Below are 17,948 nucleotides of genomic sequence, written 5' to 3'. Positions count from 1 at the left end.
TTGGCAGAAGGCCCGACGGCTTGCAATGTTCCGGTCGGCGCAATGGCGCTTGGATCGTTTCAGTCTGAAACATCCCGCCACATCAATGAGATATGCGTGTCGCCGTATTTCCGGCTGTCGTGCAGATCGAATCCTTCGGGCGCTGGCATAGGGGCGTTTTCTTCCCAGACCACTAGGGCATTCACCGCCACCCATCCCCCTTCGACCGCAGCGGCCAGCGCCTTTTGGCCCAGCCCCTTGCCATAGGGCGGATCCAGAAAGATGAGATCGCAGGGCGCCCCCGGATTGGCGCCAAGGCGAGTTGCATCACGCCGGATCAGGTCGGTTTGGGTGGCGCTGCGGGTCAGGTCGATATTCTTGCGGATCAGGCCCTGCGCGGCGCGCCCGTCATCAACGAAGGTCACATGAGTTGCACCGCGCGACAGTGCCTCAAGCCCCAGTGCACCGGTCCCGGCGAACAGGTCCAGCACGCGCAGCCCTTCAAAGTCGATCTGATGGGTCAGAACATTGAACAGGCTTTCGCGCACCCTGTCAGTGGTGGGACGCAGGTGTGCACCCGCATCCCCCTTGCCGACCGAGGCCAGAGCGCGACCCCGGAATGCTCCGGCGATGATCCTCACGCCTTGAGCAGCGGCTTCAGATCGGCAGCAGGGTCGGCCACCACCGCAGGATCGGCGGTTTTGCCCAGTTCGATCAGGCGCTTGCCCACCATGTAGGCACGCGGATCGTTCATCGCATCAACCGCAATCAGCTGGTCGCCCTTGTAGTACCAGAAGGAAACCGTCTGCCCTTCGCCCTCGCGGGTCACGACGCGGTCATAGCCGGTGTTCAGGCCCGCGATCTGCAGTTTGACGTCGTATTGATCCGACCAGAACCATGGCTTCGCGGTGTAATCCTTGTCCGCGCCCAGAATGTTCTGGGCCACGATCTCGGCCTGATCGATGGCGTTGGGCACGCTTTCCAGACGAATACGCTCGCCCCGGTGCGGGAATGAGGCGCAATCGCCCGCGGCCCAGATCGACGGGTCCGAGGTGCGGCCCTGTGCGTCGGTCCTGATGCCGTTGTCCAATTCAAGCCCTGCCATCTCGGCCAGTTGTGTCGATGGTGCAATGCCCACACCGACAACGGCAAAATCCACGTCCAGTTCAGTTCCGTCGCTGAGGATCGCGCCCGTCACCTTGCCGTTCTCGCCGACAAGCCGGTCCAGGCCCACGCCCTCGCGGATATCAGCGCCATAGCCGGTGTGCAGTGCGCGGAAGTAATCGCTGGTTTCAGGCGCCGCGACACGTTGCAGAATACGGTCTGCCATTTCCACCAGCGTCACCTTGACCCCACGCTTGGCACAGACCGCCGCAGCCTCGAGCCCGATATAGCCGCCGCCGACGATCAGCGCTTTTGCGCCTTCGGTCACCCAGGGGCCCATGCTATCCACATGGGCCAGATCACGCACCACATGCACGCCTTCGAGGTCACCGCCGATTGCAGCGGGCAGGCGACGCGGGTCGGATCCAGTGGTCAGGGCCAGATGGTCATAGGACACGACTTCGTCCCCGATCGAAACAGTTTTGGCCTGCGGGTCGATGGCGCTCACACGTTCGCCCAGACGCAGGGTTATGTTCTGCTCGTCATAAAAGCTTTCGGGACGCAGAAAGAGGCGTTCAAGCTCCATCTCGCCCAGCAGATAAGCCTTGGACAGCGGCGGGCGCTGATAGGGCGGATGCGGCTCGGCCCCGATCAGAGTGATATCCCCGTCAAATCCGTCTTTGCGCAGCCTTGCAACCAGAGACGCCCCCGCCTGCCCTGCACCGATCACGACAATATGGCTCATAATCCTCCTGCCCAGTCGAAAAACCGTGGTCACATCCACCCCGACACCTATATGCCGGAGAGGACTGACTCGCAAATCCAACATTGAGGGAGAGGAAAATGATTTCAGCCGGAGACACATTGCCTGATGCAACGCTGACACAGATTGGCGCGGAAGGACCGGAACAGGTGCAGATGTCGGCCAAGACCGCCGGTCGCAAGGTGGTGATTTTTGCCGTACCCGGTGCATTCACACCAACCTGCCATTCGGCGCATGTTCCCAGCTTTATCCGCACAAAGGCGCAATTCGACGCAAAAGGCGTGGACGAGATCATCTGCGTTTCGGTCAACGACCCCTTCGTGATGAACGCCTGGGGCGAGGCCACGGGTGCGGCCGCGGCGGGCCTGACCATGCTGGCCGATGCCGGGTCCGAGTTTACCAAGGCGATCGGCATGGATTTCGATGCCCCGCCCGCCGGTCTGATCGCAAGGTCGAAACGCTATGCCATGCTGGTTGAGGACGGGAAAATCGTGGCGCTGAACCTGGAAGAAAACCCCGGCGCCTGCGAAATTTCGGCGGGTGAAGGTTTGCTGGACAAAATGTGACAGCGCTGGCCCCGGCATTAACCGGGGCCATATCCTGCCGGTTTAATTCAGATTTAATATGAACCACTTGCTGCAATCCCCATATACAGGAATAATCACGGTGCAATCAGGGGAGAATGCTGATGAAATTGAGGATTTTGGGAGTGGCGCTGATCGCTGCGGGTGCGCTGTCCGCCTGTGGCCCCGCGCCGACGCCGCAGGCTCAGGCCGCACGGCAGCATGAAATCGCCTGCCTCAGCGGCAGTCTGGGCGGCGCATTGATTGGTGGGGCCATCGGGAATCAGTTTGGTGGCGGGTCCGGTCAGGCAATTCTGACTGCCGCGGGTGCCGGTGCCGGTGCCGTGTCCGGCCAGCGTTACGCGTGTTAAGGGAGGCAGCGAAATGAAATTCGGTTTGGTTTTTGCGGCTGTTTCAGCCATGACCGCATCCGTCGCGCTGGCGGATGTAGCGGAACTCAATCAGGCGCATCTGGACGCCATCGACAAGAACAATGACGGCTTTTTGTCCAAGGAAGAGTTCGACGCCTTTTCCGACTATGCCTTTCAGGCGATGGACGAGGACAAGAACGGCACGCTTGTAGCCGACGAAACGCGTCCTCATTTCGCCATCGATCATTTCAGCAAGATGGATAAGAACGGCGACAATCAGGTCACGCGGGATGAATTCGGCGCGCAGATGGCCGACGATTTTTCGGCGGCAGATCAGGACGGCAACGGACAGCTGGACTAAAGCGTTTCGGGTTTTACCTGAAGCATTCTGCGACACGAATGCCCTTAGAACGCCGTAGGCGTAGCAGGGTATTCGTGTCTCAAGTTAAAGCCTAAACGTTTAAACAGAACTGGGCCTGCGCCTTTGCGCTGGCTCATCTTAGGCGCACAGGCACCTGAACTACGTCAGGGCATCCATCTTGCGCGCAAGCTTGGCATCCAGTGCCGACAGCCCGCCGACATCATGGGTGGACAGGGTAACCTCGACCGTGCGGTACACGTTCGACCATTCCGGGTGATGGTCCCATTTTTCCGCCCATATCGCCACACGTGTCATCCATCCGAACGCTTCGACGAAGTTTTCGAAGATGAAGGTCTTGGTGATTGCGTCGCGGCCGTCGGCCATGGTCCAGCCATTCTTGAACAGCGGGTCCAGCAGAGGTCCGCGGGTCTCGTTGGACAGTAGTTCGGTCATTGCTGTTCCTCCGGGTTCGATTTCCTGAACGGGCCGTATTCCGTCAGGATTTCGATCTCTTCTCCCACTGCACGGGCCTCGGCATCCAGATACTTGGCGACCGCATCAGAAAACCCCGGATTTCCGATCCAGTGAAGACTGTGCGTCGGCGTCGGCAGATAACCGCGCGCCAGTTTGTGTTCACCCTGCGCGCCGGCTTCTACCCGGGCGAGGCCATGGGCAATGGCAAAATCGATTGCCCTATAATAGCACAGTTCGAAATGAAGACAGGGGTGATGTTCGACACAGCCCCAATAACGGCCAAAGAGCGTCTGACGCCCGATGAAATTCAGCGCCCCGGCGATCGGATATCCATTGCGTTCGGCCAGAACCAAAGCCATGTCATCGGCCATGGTTTCCTGTGCGATATCAAAGAATTGGCGCGTCAGATAGGGTGAGCCCCACTTGCGCGATCCGGTATCCTGATAAAAGCGCCAGAACGCATCCCAATGCTCGGGTCGCAGGTTGTTGCCGGTCAGGGTGCGGATATTGCCACCAAATTCACGGGCCTGCGCCCGTTCCTTGCGAATGTTCTTTCGCTTGCGCGAAGACAGAGCGGCAAGAAACCCGTCAAAATCAGCGTATTCGTCGTTCAGCCAGTGAAATTGCTGCGTGGTTCTGAGCAGCAGCCCCATCTGCTCACCGGCTTCAGCCTCGGATTGTGTGCAGAAGGTGGCGTGCAGCGACGATACCTCGTTATCTGCGGCCAATTGCACCGCGCCTTGCACCAGCGCCGACATCCCGATCCCCTCATATCCGGGGCGCACCAGAAACCGCCGTCCGGTTGCGGGGGTGAAGGGGACCGCGATCTGAAGCTTCGGATAATACCGACCCCCTGCGCCTTCATAGGCATGCGCCCAGTTGTGATCGAAGATATATTCGCCCTGACTGTGCGACTTGGCATACATCGGCGCGGCGCCGATCAGCATCCCGTCCAGATAAGCGGTCAGATATTGTGGTTGCCAGCCGGTTCCCGGCCCGACCGATCCACTGTCTTCCAGCGCCGACAGGAACCGGTGCGTCGTGAACGGGTCCAGCGGGCGACCGCCCTGTTCCGCCTCGGGGCAGGCGCAACTGTCCCATTCCGCCTCTGCAATCTGCGAGAGCGAACCCAGAACGCGAACTTCGATTTGTGCCTGATCCATCTGCCCTCCGCACCCGACCACTATCTGTGACAGTGCAGGCCGGGATCAAGTCGAATGCGTCGCCAGATAATTCTCGAAGGTCACATTGTCGGCAACTTTGCGGGCCTGAACCTCCTCTCCGGATGAGCGGACGGTCCAGCACAGGACCGGTACCCCCCGCGCCTTGAGTTCGGCCACACGGGGGCGGTTGAGGTCAGGAACTTCGTGGCTGATGAAGCTGGCACCGACCCTGTCGAAATCGGGGATGACGCGCAGATGATCGCAGGTTTCCTGCGACAGTGGCCATTCGCGTTGGTCATAGGAACTGGTGACAATGCCGCGCGGCAGGTGCGGTGCCAGTCGCGCCAGTTCGGCCACGCTGTGGGGGTTGAACGACATCAGGGCGACCGGCCCATCATAGCCCGCCAGCACCCGGATCGTATCCCGTTCGAGCGGACCAGTATCGGTGCCCATCGCGCCGTCCTGATCCTTGAGTTCGATCAGAAGCGGCGTTTTTCCGGCAACCAGAGCCAGGATTTCATCCAGCGTCGGGATGCCTTCGGCGTCGGAATGCAAAAGCCGGATTTCGGCGGCCTCGGCGGCCGATCTTTGCCGCACTGGTCCGGATTTTTCCGTCAGGCGGCCAAGGTCATAGTCGTGGAACACCAGCGCCCGCCCGTCCGCCGACATTTGCAGGTCGATTTCAATGCCATACCCTGCATCAATGGCAGCCTGAATGGCCGCCCGGCTGTTTTCCGGGCGGGTTTTGGCGGTGTCATGCAACCCCCGATGCGCGATCGGGCGCTGCAAGAAAGACGCTGGCAGGGCCGGAGTCATCGAATCTCGAAGATGCCTTCGATCTCGACCGCGACACCCAGCGGCAACGACGCAGCACTGACCGCCGAACGCGAGTGACGACCTGCATCGCCCAGCGCCTCGACCAGAAAGTCCGATGCACCGTTGATGACCTGCGGCTGTTGCGTGAAATCAGCGGTCGAATTGACGAAACCGGTCAGCTTGACCACCCGCACCAGACGGTCGATATCGCCGTCACAGGCCGCCTTGACCTGAGCCAGCAGATTGATGGCGCACACTCTGGCCGCTGCTGCGCCCGCTTCGGTGTCCATATCGTCGCCCAGCTTGCCGGTGATCAGGTCGTCATCCTTGGAAATCTGACCGGACACGTAGACGATGTTGCCCATCTTCACAAAGGGCACATAGTTGGCGGCAGGTGCCGGTGCGTCGGGCAGGTTGACGCCCAGTTTTTCGAGATTTGCTGCAAAGCTCATGATTTTTCCTCACCCTGTTCGAATCCCGCGGACGCTAATCGGGATCGAAGATTTCGGAAAGCGCAAATCCGGCACCTTGGCCCGCTTTTTCCGACCGAACGCACATTTGCGCGCAACTCCTCTCATTTACGGCTGTTGAACTGCGGTCACTTTACGCCGAACGTGAATGCGGGTTACACGCTTGGCGGTTCCAAATCCGCCGCGAAACGATTATGTCACCCCAAAAGCCGTAAATCGTTTTGATTCCGAGGCCAATTTGAAATGAACCGTCCGGCCCGTTATCACCGGATGTCGTGGAGTAGCGAAGAACCGTGTTGAGCAGAGCCCGTTTGAAACATCTATTCGTTCTGGCCGCGGTTACGGCGCTGTCGGCCTGCGCCAAAGCACCCGCCGACGAAGTGGCACGCGGCGAGATTTTCGACCCCTACGAAAAAACCAACCGGTCCATCCACAAATTCAATCTTGGCGTCGACAGGTTCTTTTTCCGCCCTGCCTCGAAGGGGTATGTCCGGATCATCCCCGAACCGATGGTGACCAGTTTCAACCATTTCGCCGAGAATATCTCGTTGCCAGGTCAGGCGGTCGACTATCTGCTGCAGGGTAAACCCAAAGAGATGGGCATCGCGTTGTTGCGGTTCACGATCAATTCGACCGTCGGCTTTGCCGGGCTCGCCGATCCGGCAAGCGATTTTGAAATCCCGCAGGTCGATACCGATTTTGGCGAAACGCTGCACGCCTGGGGCTTTGGTGAAGGTGCATATGTCGAGCTGCCCCTGTACGGGCCATCGACAACCCGTGACGCGGTTGGCGTTGTGGTCAACCTGTTCACCAACCCCATTGATTTCGCGCCGACGCGCCCGGTGGACAATCTGGGACTTTATGCCGAGGTGGTGCGCCGCATGGGCGACCGGGGTCGATTCTCGGATACGGTCGATTCAATTCTGTATGGCAGCGCAGACAGTTACGCGCAGGCGCGCCTGATCTATCTGCAAAACCGCCGGTTCGAACTGGCAAGAGACGACGAAGACGCCTATCTAGGGCTTTACACCGATCCCTATGCCGATACCGGCACCGACCCTGTCAGGGACCCCTACCTAGACCCCTACGAGGACCCTTATGCTGAATAACCCGATTGACCGCCGCACATTTGTCGCCACCGCAGTCGCGGGCCTGAGCCTTGCCGCACTTCCTCTGCCTGCCTTGGCCCTGACCGAGGACGGTGCCAAGCAACTGGTCAACAGCGTGGTTGCCGACATCAACCGGGTAATCGACTCGGGCAAATCGGAAAAGGCCATGCTGCGGGATTTCGAAAAGATCTTCTCGCAATACGCCGATGTGCCGATCATGGCCCGCTATGCGCTGGGGCCTGATGCACGTACCGCAAGTTCGGCGCAAATCCGCCAGTTCACCAAAGCGTTTCAGGGTTACATCGCGCGCAAATACGGTCGCCGGTTCCGCGAATTCATCGGCGGTGAAGTAACCGTCAAGAACGCCCGCAAGATCAAGGCCGGATACGAAGTACGCAGCAGCGTCAAGCTGCGGGGCGAGGCACCGTTCGAGGTGACGTTCCTGGTGTCGGACAAATCGGGCAAGGACAAGTTCTACAACATGTTCATCGAAGGCGTGAACATGCTGTTGACCGAACGGACCGAGATCGGTGCCCTGCTGGATGCGCGCAAGGGCAATCTGAACCAGCTGATCAAAGACCTAAACAATATCGGTTGAGTTCACTCAGATATGAACTGCCGCGCATCCCCGCAGTGCGGCGGTGTCGTCCACAATCAGGTATGCGGGCGCTTCCAGATTGTCTGACAGGTCAAACGGGCTGTTGAACACCTGCGCAAATCTTGCCCGTGCAGGGGATTGCAGAACCTCGCGGGCAACGCCTCCAGCGAAGTAGATGCCGGACATGGGCATGAACCCCAGCAACAGATTGCGGCAGAGCAGACCCATCAGTTCCGCGTAGTAGTTGAGGAATGAGGGGTAATCCGACCGTTCCTCCCACTTCCCGCGCAACAGGGCAAAGCCGCGGCCCGAAAAACAATGCTCGACCGTCGGCATTTGCGGCAGGTCCGGGAAATCCGCTTTCAGGCGATCCGCGATATCGGCGGGCATCACTGTGTGGCCGGCCTCGGACACCGGGCAAAAGATCGATGTGCCGGTATTCAGAACCGGGCTGACATTGAAGCCGGTGCCGATACCTGCGACCAGCGCCTGCCTGACGTCTGTCTCGGCCGGGCATTCCGGTGTCAGCAATTCCACATCTTCGCCAGTGAGGTGCGGCACCGCGTAACCCAGCGCGTTGAGGTCATTCAGAAGCCTGATCCGAGGACCGCCCAATTCGTCGCTGATCCGGTGCGCGTCGATGGTCCAGTCGCGGTTGGTCAGCCGCGCCCTGTCTCCGATGACCGGGCCAGCGATGGCAATCGCAACCTCATCCAGATGGGGCAGCCCCGTCCCGGCCCAATACCGGGACAGCGCATCCGAAAAACTGTCAAAGTCATCATTGCGCAGCCGTTCCACGTGGTCAGGCCGGGACCCGCCCGAAACCAGACCAAACCGAACATTGGTGCCGCCCAGATCCGCAACCAGACGCATGGAGTCAGTTCAACCTTTCGCCGCTTTCCTTTGCGAAATAGGACACCTTGCTCATGTCGAATGCAAGGTTCAGCATCTGACCGGCCTGCGCACTGGTTTCGGCGTGAAGCCGTGCCGTCACCTGTTTGCCGCCCAGCTCTGAGACCACATAGGTGTCGGCCCCGGCGGGTTCGACCATGTCGACAAGGCATTCAGCCTCCTGCACGCCTGCGCCTGCGCGAAAACCTGCCTCGGCAATGTCTTCCGGACGCAGTCCCAAAATGACGTCCTGCGGCAGGTCCGGATTGCGCGCGTCTGTCAGAACGATCGGCGCACCTGATCCGCGCGCGATGGAGATATGCGTGCCGGTGCCATTGCGCTCGGCCTTGGCCGGGATCAGGTTCATTGCTGGCGAGCCCATGAAGTCAGCAACAAACAGGTTGGCCGGATTGTTGTAGATTTCAGCCGGGCTGCCGATCTGTTGCACGACGCCACCTTTCAGCACCACGATCTTGGTAGCCAGCGTCATCGCCTCGATCTGGTCGTGAGTGACATAAACGATTGAAGCATCCAGCGTCTGGTGCAGCTTCTTGATTTCGGTCCGCATCTCAACCCGCAGCTTGGCGTCAAGGTTGGACAGCGGCTCATCGAACAGGAACAGCTTGGGGTCGCGGACCAGCGCCCGGCCCATCGCAACCCGCTGCCGCTGTCCGCCCGACAGTTGGCTAGGGCGGCGGTTCAGCAACGGTTCGATCTGCAGCAGCGAGGCCACGTCTTTCAGTTTGGCCTCTTGCGTGGCCTGATCGACGCCACGCACCTTCATGCCGAAAGTAATGTTCTTGGCAACGGTCATCGTCGGGTAAAGCGCGTAAGACTGAAACACCATGGCGATGTCGCGATCCTTGGGGCTGACATGGGTCATGTCGTTGCCGCCGATGGACAGGGTGCCGCCGGTGATCTCCTCCAGCCCTGCGATGCAGTTCAGCAGGGTGGATTTACCGCAGCCCGAAGGCCCGACCAGCACCAGAAAATCGCCCGGATCGATCGAGATGTTGATGTCCTTGAGAATTTCGACAGGGCCGTAGTTCTTGTAGAGTTTGTTGATATCAAGGATGGGAGCCATGGGTCTTATCCCTTCACTGAGCCAGCGGTCAGGCCGCGGATGAAATACTTACCGGCAACGACATAGACGAGCAGCGTTGGCAGCCCCGCGATGATCGCGGCAGCCATGTCGACGTTGTATTCTTTGACGCCGGTGGTGGAGTTTACGATGTTGTTGAGTGCAACGGTCACGGGCTGCGTTCCCGCCTGGCTGAACGACACGCCGAACAGGAAGTCGTTCCAGATCTGCGTGAACTGCCAGATCACGGTCACCACGATGATGGGCAGTGACAGCGGCAGGAAGATCGACCAGAAAATCCGCAGGAAGCCTGCCCCATCGACACGGGCCGCCTTGGTCAGCTCGGACGGAATGGTGACATAGTAATTGCGGAAAAACAGCGTGGTGAAGCCCAGTCCATAGATCACGTGCACGAAGATCAGGCCCGGAATGGTCCCCGCGATCCCCATCATGCCCAACAGGCGCGCCATCGGCAGCAGCACGACCTGAAACGGGATGAAGCAACCAAACAGCATCAGCGAGAAGATGATGTTGGCCCCTTTGAACCGCCACTGCGCCACGACATAACCATTCAGCGCTCCCAACAGGGTCGACAGAACAACCGCAGGCACCGCGATCAGGACCGAGTTCCAGAAATAGGGCCGCAGACCTTCGCACTGGATACCGGTACAAGCACCGGACCACGCAGTTTTCCAGGCGTCGAAGCTCACTTCGCGCGGCAGCGAGATCAGGGACCCGGTGCGAATCTCCTCAAGGCTTTTCAGCGATGTGGTCAACATCACGAAAAGCGGCATCAGATAATACAGCGCGAACAGGCCCAGCAGGATATAGAGCAGCCAGCGCAGGGCAATCTTGCCGGTTGCGCTTTGGCTGCGGGTGCGGGTTTGGGGCATCGACAGATCAGTCATTTTTCGCCCTCAGCTCTGAATAAAGATAGGGAACCACGATGGCAAAGACGACCAGCATCATGATCATCGCGGATGACGCCGCCTGACCGATGTCACCGCGCGAAAACGCCATGGCGTACATGTACGTGGCCGGCAGATCGGTCGCATAACCCGGACCGCCGCCGGTCAGGGCGATGACAAGGTCAAAGCTTTTGATCGCGAGGTGCGCCAGCACGATGAAGGCGGACAGAAAGATCGGCGCCATCGAGGGGATGATGATCGCCGTATAGATGCGCCATGTGGGGATGCCATCGACCTGCGCGGCCTTGATGATCTCACCATCCACCGACCGCAGACCGGCCAGAAACAGCGCCATCACAAAGCCCGAGCTTTGCCAGATCGCAGCGATTACGATGGTGTAGATGGCGTAGTCGGGGTTCACCAGCCAGTCGAATTCGAAATTGGGAAAGCCCCAGCCCTGCACCATGGATTCGATGCCCAGACCCGGATTCAGAATCCATTTCCAAGCCGTGCCGGTCACGATCATCGAAAGTGCCATCGGGTACAGATAGATCGTGCGAATGGCCCCTTCGACGCGAATCTTTTGGTCCAGCAGGATCGCCAGCAACAGACCCAGCACCATCGCGATCACAATGAACAGCGCGCCAAAGATGTACAGGTTGTTGATCGCCGTATCCCAGCGGGGCGAGTCGAACAGGCGTTCATATTGGATGAAGCCCTTGATCTCGTATTTCGGCAGCAGTTTCGATCGGGTCAGCGACACCCACGCAGTCCATCCGATAAATCCGTAGACAAAGATCAATACGGCGATGAACGACGGTGCCAGCACCACCTTGGGCAGGTGGTTTTCCAGCCATTCGGACATTTTAGCCTCCGGGGAAAAATGCTCTGCCCCACACTATAGGGGGCAGAGCGTATTGGATCAGTAGCTGTTTGCCACCGCGTCCGCCAGTTGCTGAACTGCGTCAGCCGAGGACATGTCCGAGTTGAAATGCGCGGTCACAACATCGGTGATCGCACCGGCCTGCGACCCGCGCAGCGCCATACCATGGGCATAGGACGGCAGCAGCGAACCGCCAGCCGAGGTCGAGCCCATGTCTTCTGCCGACAGGGTGGCGCAGACGTCAAAGTCATCCAGCGCCACGTCGGTCCGCGCGGGGATCGAACCTTTGTTCAGGTTGAACACCTTCTGGAAGTTCGGAGCCACGATCAGTTTGGCCAGAAGCTCCTGACCCGAGCGTTTGTCGTCGCCTTCAACCTCGAACATGGCAAAGCTGTCGACGTTGTACAGATAGCCGTCGCCGGGGGTCGAGGCGCACAAGAAATCTTCACCGGGCTTCTTGCCAGCCGCCAGAAATTCACCCTTGGCCCAGTCGCCCATGATCTGGAATGCGGCCTCACCGTTCATCACCATGGCGGTGGCAAGGTTCCAGTCACGGCCCGAGAAGTTCTCATCGACATACCCACGCAGGGTGCGCATCTGATCGAATGCCTGAACCATGGTGTCCGAAGTCAGCGCCTCGGGGTCCAGATCAACCAGCGCTTTCTGGAAGAACTCCGGCCCGCCAATGCCCAGCACAACGGTTTCGAACACGGTGGCGTCCTGCCATGCCTGACCGCCATGGGCCAACGGGATCACACCTGCGGCCTGCAGCTTTTCAGCTGCGGCGTTGAACTCTTCCCATGTGGTCGGCATTTCGATGTCGTTGGCGGCCAGTACGTCCGCATTGGCCCAGATCCAATCCACGCGGTGCACATTCACCGGTGCCGCGCACCACGTGCCTTCGCATTTCATATGACCCGCGATCGAAGCGGGCAGAACATCGGCCCAGCCTTCGGCCTCGGCCACATTCGAGATGTCGGCCAGAACGCCCTCTTCGTACCATTCCTGAATGGCCGGGCCTTTCAACTGAACTGCGGTCGGTGCGTTTCCGGCAAGGACGCGGGCGCGCAAGGCGGTCATGGCCGCATCGCCGCCACCACCGGCAACCGGCATGTCTGTCCAGGTACCGCCGTTCGACGCGAATTCTTCCTGCAGCACGGCGACCGACTTGGCCTCGCCGCCCGAGGTCCACCAGTGCAGAACCTCTGCCTGCGGCTCGGCAAAGGCGGCTGACGCAACGGCCATCGTGGAAACGGTGGCAAACGCAAGGCGTTTCATTTTTGGTATCCTCCCAAATACAACAAAGGCTGCTATGGCGCAGCGATGCCCGCCATTCTGGGCCAAGAAACCAGTCTGACAACGCAGAAAATCCGGTCTGTGCGGACTGGGATGGAAATTTTCACCGCTTTTGTTACAGCGTGTTACGTTGACCTTGAATTTGTTGCCGTTCGTTACAAAGCATCGGCGGCAGAATGGAATTGGGGAGGCAAGGTAAGTGTCCATTCCACGGCTGCTGGTTGTCGATGACGATCCCGACATGCGTTCGATGCTGACCCAGTTCTTTCAGCAGAACGGGTTCGCTGCCCTGCCCGCCGCGTCTGAAGCGGATGTGCAGACACATCTGAAGTCCGGACGCATAGATCTGATCCTGCTGGACGTCATGCTGGGCGATGAGAACGGCGTCGAGATCTGCGCACGGTTGCGGCGCGAACAGGATGTGCCGATCATCTTTGTCTCGGCCCTGTCCGCGGATCATCAGCGCATGGCCGGATACGAGGTTGGGGCCGACGACTATATCGCCAAGCCGTTCAATCCCCAGTTGTTGCTGGCGCGGGTACGGGCGGTCCTGCAACGTGCGCGCCGCTCGTCATCGCTGGCCTATCGCCGCCGGACCCGGACCTTCCGGTTTGCCGGATGGATGTATGATGGCAAGCGGGATGAGGTGCATTCACCCGACGGATATCTGGTCGCCCTGTCACAGCGCGAAACCGCGTTGTTGAAAGTTCTGCTGGCCAACCCCCACATTCCCCTGACGCGCGACGAGATTGCCGCTGCTCTGGACGTGACGGGTGAAGGCGACAAGGGCGATGCGCAGGGTCGGGCGATCGACATGCTGGTGGGGCGGTTGCGATCAAAGATCGAGGCCAACCCGAAGGAACCGCAACTGCTGCGCACCGAACGTGGTGTCGGTTATATCTTTGCCGCGGATGTTTCCGTGGAACAGGACGAATGATCGCGCGCGGTTTACGGTTGCGCAGCCTTGGGTGGCTCTGGACCCTGGCCGGCTTTGCTATCGGCCTAGCCTCGGCTTGGCTGTGGTTCGCCTCGGCGCGTGCGTGGGAAAGCTATCTGACGCGATCCTATGTGGCGGGATTTGCCGTGTATGAAGCGTTGCGCACCGGCAATACACCACCTGCCCCGCTACGGATATCACCGCTTTCCACCGAGGCCGCCACGCTGGCCGAGGCGGGCGAGTTCGAGCAACTTCCCGACCTGACAAACCTTAGCTTTGTGACGCACCTGTCCATTTTGACGGACAGTTCCGCGCCGCTCAGCAGCCGGGTGCTGCATCTGGCGGTTATGTCGGATCAGCTGGTTTACCCGGTTTCGGGTATCACCTCGGGGACGGATCAGACGGCGCCGGAAAAGATGGGAAACCTGACCCGATTGCTGGCCACCTATTGCAGCGAGCCGATCCTGATTGCACGGTTCGGACGCGGAACATGGCAGCAGATCGACGGACGGGGGATCTGGGGGTGCCAGGCCGCGCCCACCGACATGCGTGTTCCGGCAATTTTGCTTGCCGCTGTTGGGCTGGCGGTCATCCTGTCATCGGTGGTGAACGTGACGGACACGTTTTCGCAGTTTGCCCGGACGTTGCGGGGCCGCCGACGCAGTGGCGGGCCGGAAAGCTATGACGCGGACGGCCCGTTCGAACTGCGTGATATCGTCGAAGCGGTGAACGCCCATCTCGAAGCCGAGCGCGAGCAATTGGAGAAACGCGCTATCGTGCTGTCGGGGGTCAGTCACGATCTGGGCACCCCGGCAACACGGGTCCGTCTGCGCGCGGCACTGATTTCCGATGACGAGCTGCGCGAAAAGCTTGAGGCGGATGTGGACCAGATGACCGGCATGATCGAAAGCGTCTTGACATACACCCGTTCGGAGCTGAGCGTCGAAGAGCCGCGTCAGATTTCGTTGGCCTCTCTGGTCGAGTCGCTGGTCGCGGATTATCAGGATACCGGGCGACCGGTGACACTGAAACAGGCCGCACCCGTGGCTATCGAAGGCGCGCCCTCGGTCTTCATGTCCCGGCGGGGGCACGGGGCTTTGCCTGAAACGCGGCGGGTCCTTGTGACGGCGCGACCGATCTCTCTGAAGCGTGCGCTGACAAACCTGATCGACAACGCGCTGAAATACGGGCGGCATGCCGAGGTCGAGCTTGAGACAGACGCCCGCACCGCCACGATCATCATCGAGGACAAGGGCGCCGATCTGTCCGTTGCGGATATCGAGTCGCTGATGGCCCCGTTTCGCCGGGGATCGAACACCGGATCGTCCAACGGGTTCGGGCTGGGCCTGACCATCGCTGCCACCGTGGCTGAACAGCATGGCGGGTCACTGACATTCGAGGCAGGCCAGCAGGGCCTGCGCGCCTGCCTTCACATCACGCGGCAATGATGCCTTCGGCCCGCCAGCGGTCAAAGATTTCCAGCGCCTTGTCCGCGAACTCCGCATCGTTGATATGGGCGTCAAGTTCGACAAGCGTGGCATTGCCCGGGCAGTTTGCCGTGATTTCATCCATGAAGGCCGACAGCCCCTGTTGGTCGTGCAGGTCCGCGCCGGGGCGGTCCCACTCACCGCAGCCGCCTTTGGGCAACAGCAGAGCCGTTGGACCGGTGGCCTGCGCCAGCTGTTCGCAATGAGCGCGGGCTACGGCCTTGCGTTCCTCCTGATCCAAAACGATCGAGGTCAGCAGGCGATTGTGCGCGTGCTGAAGATGGTTGTCCCATTTCTGCGGCACCGCCTGCCAGCCAACGATATCCACAAGATCATAGCACCCCGGCGCAACCAGCTGCGGCGTGCCTTGTCGCCCCGCATTTGTCAGGCGATCGGGTCCGGCAGAGATGTTCGAGCCATGAATGTGGTTGCCCAGTTCCTGCGTGCAGAAATCGAACACGCAGGCAAAGGCCCCTTGCGACGCCAGACTTTCAAAGGCCCGCCCGCCCATGCCTGTCGCGTGAAAGACAGCAACTTCGAACCCGCGCTCTTCAAGCGCAGGCTTGAGCGTGACCATGTATTTCAACGCTGATTTGCCCAGCGATGTCATCCCGATCAGCGGTCTGGTCCGGTCCGGCGGCTGTACGGCGCGCGCGGCGCCCAGAACGGCCCCGGCAGCTTGGCTGAGCGATGCCTTGCAGACCGAATTCAGACCATAAAGCCCACCGGCCCAGAGGATCATCTGCACATCCGCCGCCAGCCGATCCGACGGGATGAGGGGCGAGAATGACACGGTTGAGACGATGTATTTCGGAACGCCAATGGGCAGCGCCGAACAGACATCCAACGCCAGATCGGTGCCCATGGTGCCACCCAGAACGATCATGCCGTCAAAACGGCCTTCGCCATAGAGGCGCGCGGTCAGCTGGGCGGCCCCCTGCGCCATGATCTGCATGGCATGGTTTTCGTCGCCGCTGTCGATGGCCGCCTGAATCGAGCTGCCGCCCGCCTCGGCCACGTCATGTTTGGAATAATCTGTCGGTGCGGTCGGATCACCCAGCACGCTGACATCCATGGTCAAAACATTGCCGCCCTGCCCCCGGATCGCATCAGTCAGAAAGTTCAGCTCGTCATCCTTGGTGTCATAGGTGCCGATCACCAGAATTGTCTTGTCCATGTCATGCTCCGACTTAGGGATTGGCTGTTACAGTTTGATCCAGGCGGTTTTCAGGTCGAGGTATTTATCCAGCGCGTGCAGGGATTTGTCATGTCCGTTGCCGGACTGACCGACCCCGCCCAGAGGCACAGTGCCGTCCGCGCCGCCATAGGTGTTGACGTGAACCACCCCGGTTTTTACCGCGCGGATCATCCGGTGCGTGCGCGACAGGCTGGATGTCCAGACACCCCCCGCCAGCCCGTAGTCGGTGCTGTTGGCAATCCGGATGGCCTCGTCTTCATCCGCAAAGGAGGTGACGGCCAGAACCGGCCCGAACACCTCTTTCTGCGCCAGCGTTGCGTTGACCTCGACATTGGTGACGACCGTCGGGGACATATAATAACCACCGGTTTCCGACAGAATGCGGGTGCCACCGGTGGTGAGAATGCCGCCCTCGGCAATGGCGGTTTCGACGAATTGCAGGTTCTGGGCAAGCTGGCGGTCAGAATTGACCGCGCCGATGTCGCTGCTCAGATGCAGCGGGTCACCGACGCGCAGGGCCTCGGCATGTTTGCTTACGGCCGCAACAAAATCGTCGTGAAGGGAACGTTCGACCAGCAGGCGCGAACCCGCCACGCAGACCTGACCGGAATTGCGAAAGATGCCCATTGCGGCAACTTTTGCTGCCTCATTCAGATCTGGCGCATCGGCAAAGACGATGTTGGGCGACTTGCCCCCCAGTTCCAGATAGACCCGTTTCAGATTGGATCGCGCCGAATATTCAAGCAGCTTGCGCCCCACGGGACCGGAGCCGGTAAAAACAAGTACGTCAATTCCCATGGAAAGGCCCATCGCCTCGCCCACCACCGCGCCTTCGCCGGTTACGACGTTCAGGACACCGGGCGGTAAGCCGGCCTCAAGCGCCAGTTCGGCCATGCGGATCAGGGAAAGCGAGGCGGTTTCAGCGGGCTTCAGCACCACCGAATTACCCGCCGCCAGCGCAGGACCCAGCTTCCACGCCCCGATCATCAGCGGGAAATTCCATGGCAGGATGGCACCAACCACGCCGACGGGTTCCTTGTGCACAAGGCCCAGAACATCCGAGGCGGTCGGGGCGATTTCGCCATACACCTTGTCGATGGCTTCGGCATAATAGCGCAAGGTACCCGCCGCCGAGAGGGGCTCTGCCTTCAAGGCCATGTTGATCTCGGTCCCGTTGTCGCGAACACCAAGCACGGCGAGGGACAGCGCCTCGGCTTCGATCAGTTCGGCCCATTTCAGAAGGACCTTTTTGCGGGCGGCAGGCGGCTGACCCGCCCAGCGCCGGTCCGCGAATGCGGCGCGCGCTGCCGCAACGGCACGGTCCACATCAGCGGCGGTGCCGCGCGCGATCGTAGTCAGAGGCTGACCGTCGATCGGCGACAGAACCTTCAGCACGCCGCCATCCGATGCGGGCGCGCTTGCCCCGTCAATCAGATGCTGCTGCGCCGCGACAGGTTCGGAGCGGAGGAGATCAATGCGTTGCTGATCCATCGGGT

20 protein-coding genes are annotated in these 17,948 nt (G+C 60.3%); 7 read left to right on the top strand and 13 right to left on the bottom strand.

Annotation, left to right across the window (positions count from 1 at the left end; translation table 11 throughout):
• Window positions 1–59 precede the first annotated feature (59 nt).
• Both rsmD and ACR0D6_RS20965 read right to left on the bottom strand, forming a co-directional pair.
• On the bottom strand, window positions 60–620 hold the full coding sequence (gene rsmD, locus ACR0D6_RS20970; protein ID WP_480766965.1) for a 16S rRNA (guanine(966)-N(2))-methyltransferase RsmD: 561 nt from the start codon (window positions 618–620) through the stop codon (window positions 60–62).
• Window positions 617–1,828 carry an NAD(P)/FAD-dependent oxidoreductase gene (locus ACR0D6_RS20965; protein WP_480766964.1) on the bottom strand — a complete coding sequence of 404 codons (1,212 nt, stop codon included), beginning with the start codon at window positions 1,826–1,828 and terminating at the stop codon, window positions 617–619. Before ACR0D6_RS20965 ends, rsmD begins: the two co-directional genes overlap by 4 nt.
• 98 nt (window positions 1,829–1,926) lie before the next feature.
• Here ACR0D6_RS20965 and ACR0D6_RS20960 point away from each other — a divergent pair, with 98 nt between their 5' ends.
• The 3 genes from ACR0D6_RS20960 to ACR0D6_RS20950 all read left to right on the top strand — a co-directional run bounded on the left by ACR0D6_RS20960 (window position 1,927) and on the right by ACR0D6_RS20950 (window position 3,141).
• A complete protein-coding gene (locus tag ACR0D6_RS20960; RefSeq protein ID WP_480452912.1) occupies window positions 1,927–2,412 on the top strand; it encodes a redoxin family protein in 486 nt (161 codons plus the stop codon).
• Window positions 2,413–2,534: 122 nt separating this feature from the next.
• Window positions 2,535–2,780 carry a hypothetical protein gene (locus tag ACR0D6_RS20955; protein WP_170656291.1) on the top strand — a complete coding sequence of 82 codons (246 nt, stop codon included), beginning with the start codon at window positions 2,535–2,537 and terminating at the stop codon, window positions 2,778–2,780.
• A gap of 13 nt (window positions 2,781–2,793) precedes the next feature.
• Window positions 2,794–3,141 (top strand): EF-hand domain-containing protein, encoded by a 348-nt coding sequence (locus ACR0D6_RS20950; RefSeq protein WP_480452910.1) that lies wholly within the window; start codon window positions 2,794–2,796, stop codon window positions 3,139–3,141.
• A gap of 159 nt (window positions 3,142–3,300) precedes the next feature.
• Here the strand turns inward: ACR0D6_RS20950 and ACR0D6_RS20945 are convergent, their stop codons facing one another.
• The 4 genes from ACR0D6_RS20945 to ACR0D6_RS20930 are packed head-to-tail and all read right to left on the bottom strand — an operon-like array spanning window position 3,301 to window position 6,046.
• Window positions 3,301–3,594 (bottom strand): 4a-hydroxytetrahydrobiopterin dehydratase, encoded by a 294-nt coding sequence (locus ACR0D6_RS20945; protein WP_170656296.1) that lies wholly within the window; start codon window positions 3,592–3,594, stop codon window positions 3,301–3,303.
• Window positions 3,591–4,778, bottom strand: coding sequence for a GNAT family N-acetyltransferase (locus ACR0D6_RS20940; protein WP_480766963.1), 1,188 nt, complete (start codon window positions 4,776–4,778; stop codon window positions 3,591–3,593). The genes ACR0D6_RS20945 and ACR0D6_RS20940 overlap by 4 nt, the downstream gene beginning before the upstream one ends.
• Before the next feature lie 45 nt (window positions 4,779–4,823).
• Window positions 4,824–5,594 carry a glycerophosphodiester phosphodiesterase family protein gene (locus ACR0D6_RS20935; protein ID WP_480766962.1) on the bottom strand — a complete coding sequence of 257 codons (771 nt, stop codon included), beginning with the start codon at window positions 5,592–5,594 and terminating at the stop codon, window positions 4,824–4,826.
• On the bottom strand, window positions 5,591–6,046 hold the full coding sequence (locus tag ACR0D6_RS20930; protein ID WP_480732162.1) for a RidA family protein: 456 nt from the start codon (window positions 6,044–6,046) through the stop codon (window positions 5,591–5,593). Before ACR0D6_RS20930 ends, ACR0D6_RS20935 begins: the two co-directional genes overlap by 4 nt.
• 329 nt (window positions 6,047–6,375) lie before the next feature.
• Between ACR0D6_RS20930 and ACR0D6_RS20925 the strand changes: the two genes are divergently transcribed.
• Both ACR0D6_RS20925 and ACR0D6_RS20920 read left to right on the top strand, forming a co-directional pair.
• Window positions 6,376–7,173, top strand: a complete 798-nt coding sequence (locus ACR0D6_RS20925; protein WP_480732160.1) for an MlaA family lipoprotein — start codon at window positions 6,376–6,378, stop codon at window positions 7,171–7,173.
• Window positions 7,163–7,771, top strand: coding sequence for an MlaC/ttg2D family ABC transporter substrate-binding protein (locus ACR0D6_RS20920; RefSeq protein WP_480766961.1), 609 nt, complete (start codon window positions 7,163–7,165; stop codon window positions 7,769–7,771). The genes ACR0D6_RS20925 and ACR0D6_RS20920 overlap by 11 nt, the downstream gene beginning before the upstream one ends.
• Before the next feature lie 6 nt (window positions 7,772–7,777).
• Here ACR0D6_RS20920 and ACR0D6_RS20915 read toward each other — a convergent pair whose 3' ends face one another.
• Genes ACR0D6_RS20915 through ACR0D6_RS20895 form a run of 5 tightly spaced genes read right to left on the bottom strand, consistent with a single transcriptional unit; the run spans window position 7,778 to window position 12,812 of the window.
• Window positions 7,778–8,644: a glucokinase gene (locus ACR0D6_RS20915; RefSeq protein ID WP_480766960.1), complete on the bottom strand. Its 867-nt coding sequence runs from the start codon at window positions 8,642–8,644 to the stop codon at window positions 7,778–7,780.
• A gap of 4 nt (window positions 8,645–8,648) precedes the next feature.
• Window positions 8,649–9,746, bottom strand: coding sequence for a sn-glycerol-3-phosphate ABC transporter ATP-binding protein UgpC (locus ACR0D6_RS20910; protein ID WP_170656310.1), 1,098 nt, complete (start codon window positions 9,744–9,746; stop codon window positions 8,649–8,651).
• A 5-nt stretch (window positions 9,747–9,751) separates the two neighbouring features.
• Complete coding sequence (locus ACR0D6_RS20905) at window positions 9,752–10,651, bottom strand: carbohydrate ABC transporter permease (RefSeq protein ID WP_480766959.1); 900 nt, start codon at window positions 10,649–10,651, stop codon at window positions 9,752–9,754.
• Window positions 10,644–11,516 (bottom strand): carbohydrate ABC transporter permease, encoded by an 873-nt coding sequence (locus ACR0D6_RS20900; RefSeq protein WP_039543053.1) that lies wholly within the window; start codon window positions 11,514–11,516, stop codon window positions 10,644–10,646. Before ACR0D6_RS20900 ends, ACR0D6_RS20905 begins: the two co-directional genes overlap by 8 nt.
• A 57-nt stretch (window positions 11,517–11,573) precedes the next feature.
• Window positions 11,574–12,812, bottom strand: a complete 1,239-nt coding sequence (locus tag ACR0D6_RS20895) for an ABC transporter substrate-binding protein (protein WP_480766958.1) — start codon at window positions 12,810–12,812, stop codon at window positions 11,574–11,576.
• A 217-nt stretch (window positions 12,813–13,029) separates the two neighbouring features.
• Here ACR0D6_RS20895 and ACR0D6_RS20890 point away from each other — a divergent pair, with 217 nt between their 5' ends.
• Entirely contained in the window at window positions 13,030–13,767 is a 738-nt protein-coding gene (locus tag ACR0D6_RS20890) for a response regulator transcription factor (RefSeq protein WP_170656365.1), read from the top strand.
• Window positions 13,764–15,215: a sensor histidine kinase gene (locus ACR0D6_RS20885; RefSeq protein WP_480766957.1), complete on the top strand. Its 1,452-nt coding sequence runs from the start codon at window positions 13,764–13,766 to the stop codon at window positions 15,213–15,215. Before ACR0D6_RS20890 ends, ACR0D6_RS20885 begins: the two co-directional genes overlap by 4 nt.
• On the opposite strand, the gene ACR0D6_RS20880 is transcribed toward ACR0D6_RS20885, so the two are convergent.
• Window positions 15,202–16,431 carry a Tm-1-like ATP-binding domain-containing protein gene (locus ACR0D6_RS20880; RefSeq protein ID WP_480766956.1) on the bottom strand — a complete coding sequence of 410 codons (1,230 nt, stop codon included), beginning with the start codon at window positions 16,429–16,431 and terminating at the stop codon, window positions 15,202–15,204. The two genes, ACR0D6_RS20885 and ACR0D6_RS20880, sit on opposite strands and share 14 nt — an antisense overlap.
• Before the next feature lie 27 nt (window positions 16,432–16,458).
• The gene (locus ACR0D6_RS20875) at window positions 16,459–17,943 is read right to left on the bottom strand and encodes an aldehyde dehydrogenase family protein (RefSeq protein ID WP_480766955.1); all 1,485 of its coding nucleotides are present in this window, start codon (window positions 17,941–17,943) and stop codon (window positions 16,459–16,461) included.
• Window positions 17,944–17,948 lie beyond the last annotated feature (5 nt).

This window comes from Ruegeria sp. BJ6, from assembly GCF_056537885.1.
This window is presented reverse-complemented; position numbering and strand designations above follow the sequence as displayed.

Excerpts from the sequence above, each read along its gene's own strand:
- ACR0D6_RS20965 (WP_480766964.1), bottom strand. The coding sequence starts at position 1,828 with ATGAGCCATATTGTCGTGATCGGTGCAGGGCAGGCGGGGGCGTCTCTG.
- ACR0D6_RS20960 (WP_480452912.1), top strand. The coding sequence starts at position 1,927 with ATGATTTCAGCCGGAGACACATTGCCTGATGCAACGCTGACACAGATT.
- ACR0D6_RS20955 (WP_170656291.1), top strand. The coding sequence starts at position 2,535 with ATGAAATTGAGGATTTTGGGAGTGGCGCTGATCGCTGCGGGTGCGCTG.
- ACR0D6_RS20950 (WP_480452910.1), top strand. The coding sequence starts at position 2,794 with ATGAAATTCGGTTTGGTTTTTGCGGCTGTTTCAGCCATGACCGCATCC.
- ACR0D6_RS20945 (WP_170656296.1), bottom strand. The coding sequence starts at position 3,594 with ATGACCGAACTACTGTCCAACGAGACCCGCGGACCTCTGCTGGACCCG.
- ACR0D6_RS20940 (WP_480766963.1), bottom strand. The coding sequence starts at position 4,778 with ATGGATCAGGCACAAATCGAAGTTCGCGTTCTGGGTTCGCTCTCGCAG.
- ACR0D6_RS20935 (WP_480766962.1), bottom strand. The coding sequence starts at position 5,594 with ATGACTCCGGCCCTGCCAGCGTCTTTCTTGCAGCGCCCGATCGCGCAT.
- ACR0D6_RS20930 (WP_480732162.1), bottom strand. The coding sequence starts at position 6,046 with ATGAGCTTTGCAGCAAATCTCGAAAAACTGGGCGTCAACCTGCCCGAC.
- ACR0D6_RS20920 (WP_480766961.1), top strand. The coding sequence starts at position 7,163 with ATGCTGAATAACCCGATTGACCGCCGCACATTTGTCGCCACCGCAGTC.
- ACR0D6_RS20915 (WP_480766960.1), bottom strand. The coding sequence starts at position 8,644 with ATGCGTCTGGTTGCGGATCTGGGCGGCACCAATGTTCGGTTTGGTCTG.
- ACR0D6_RS20910 (WP_170656310.1), bottom strand. The coding sequence starts at position 9,746 with ATGGCTCCCATCCTTGATATCAACAAACTCTACAAGAACTACGGCCCT.
- ACR0D6_RS20905 (WP_480766959.1), bottom strand. The coding sequence starts at position 10,651 with ATGACTGATCTGTCGATGCCCCAAACCCGCACCCGCAGCCAAAGCGCA.
- ACR0D6_RS20900 (WP_039543053.1), bottom strand. The coding sequence starts at position 11,516 with ATGTCCGAATGGCTGGAAAACCACCTGCCCAAGGTGGTGCTGGCACCG.
- ACR0D6_RS20895 (WP_480766958.1), bottom strand. The coding sequence starts at position 12,812 with ATGAAACGCCTTGCGTTTGCCACCGTTTCCACGATGGCCGTTGCGTCA.
- ACR0D6_RS20885 (WP_480766957.1), top strand. The coding sequence starts at position 13,764 with ATGATCGCGCGCGGTTTACGGTTGCGCAGCCTTGGGTGGCTCTGGACC.
- ACR0D6_RS20880 (WP_480766956.1), bottom strand. The coding sequence starts at position 16,431 with ATGGACAAGACAATTCTGGTGATCGGCACCTATGACACCAAGGATGAC.
- ACR0D6_RS20875 (WP_480766955.1), bottom strand. The coding sequence starts at position 17,943 with ATGGATCAGCAACGCATTGATCTCCTCCGCTCCGAACCTGTCGCGGCG.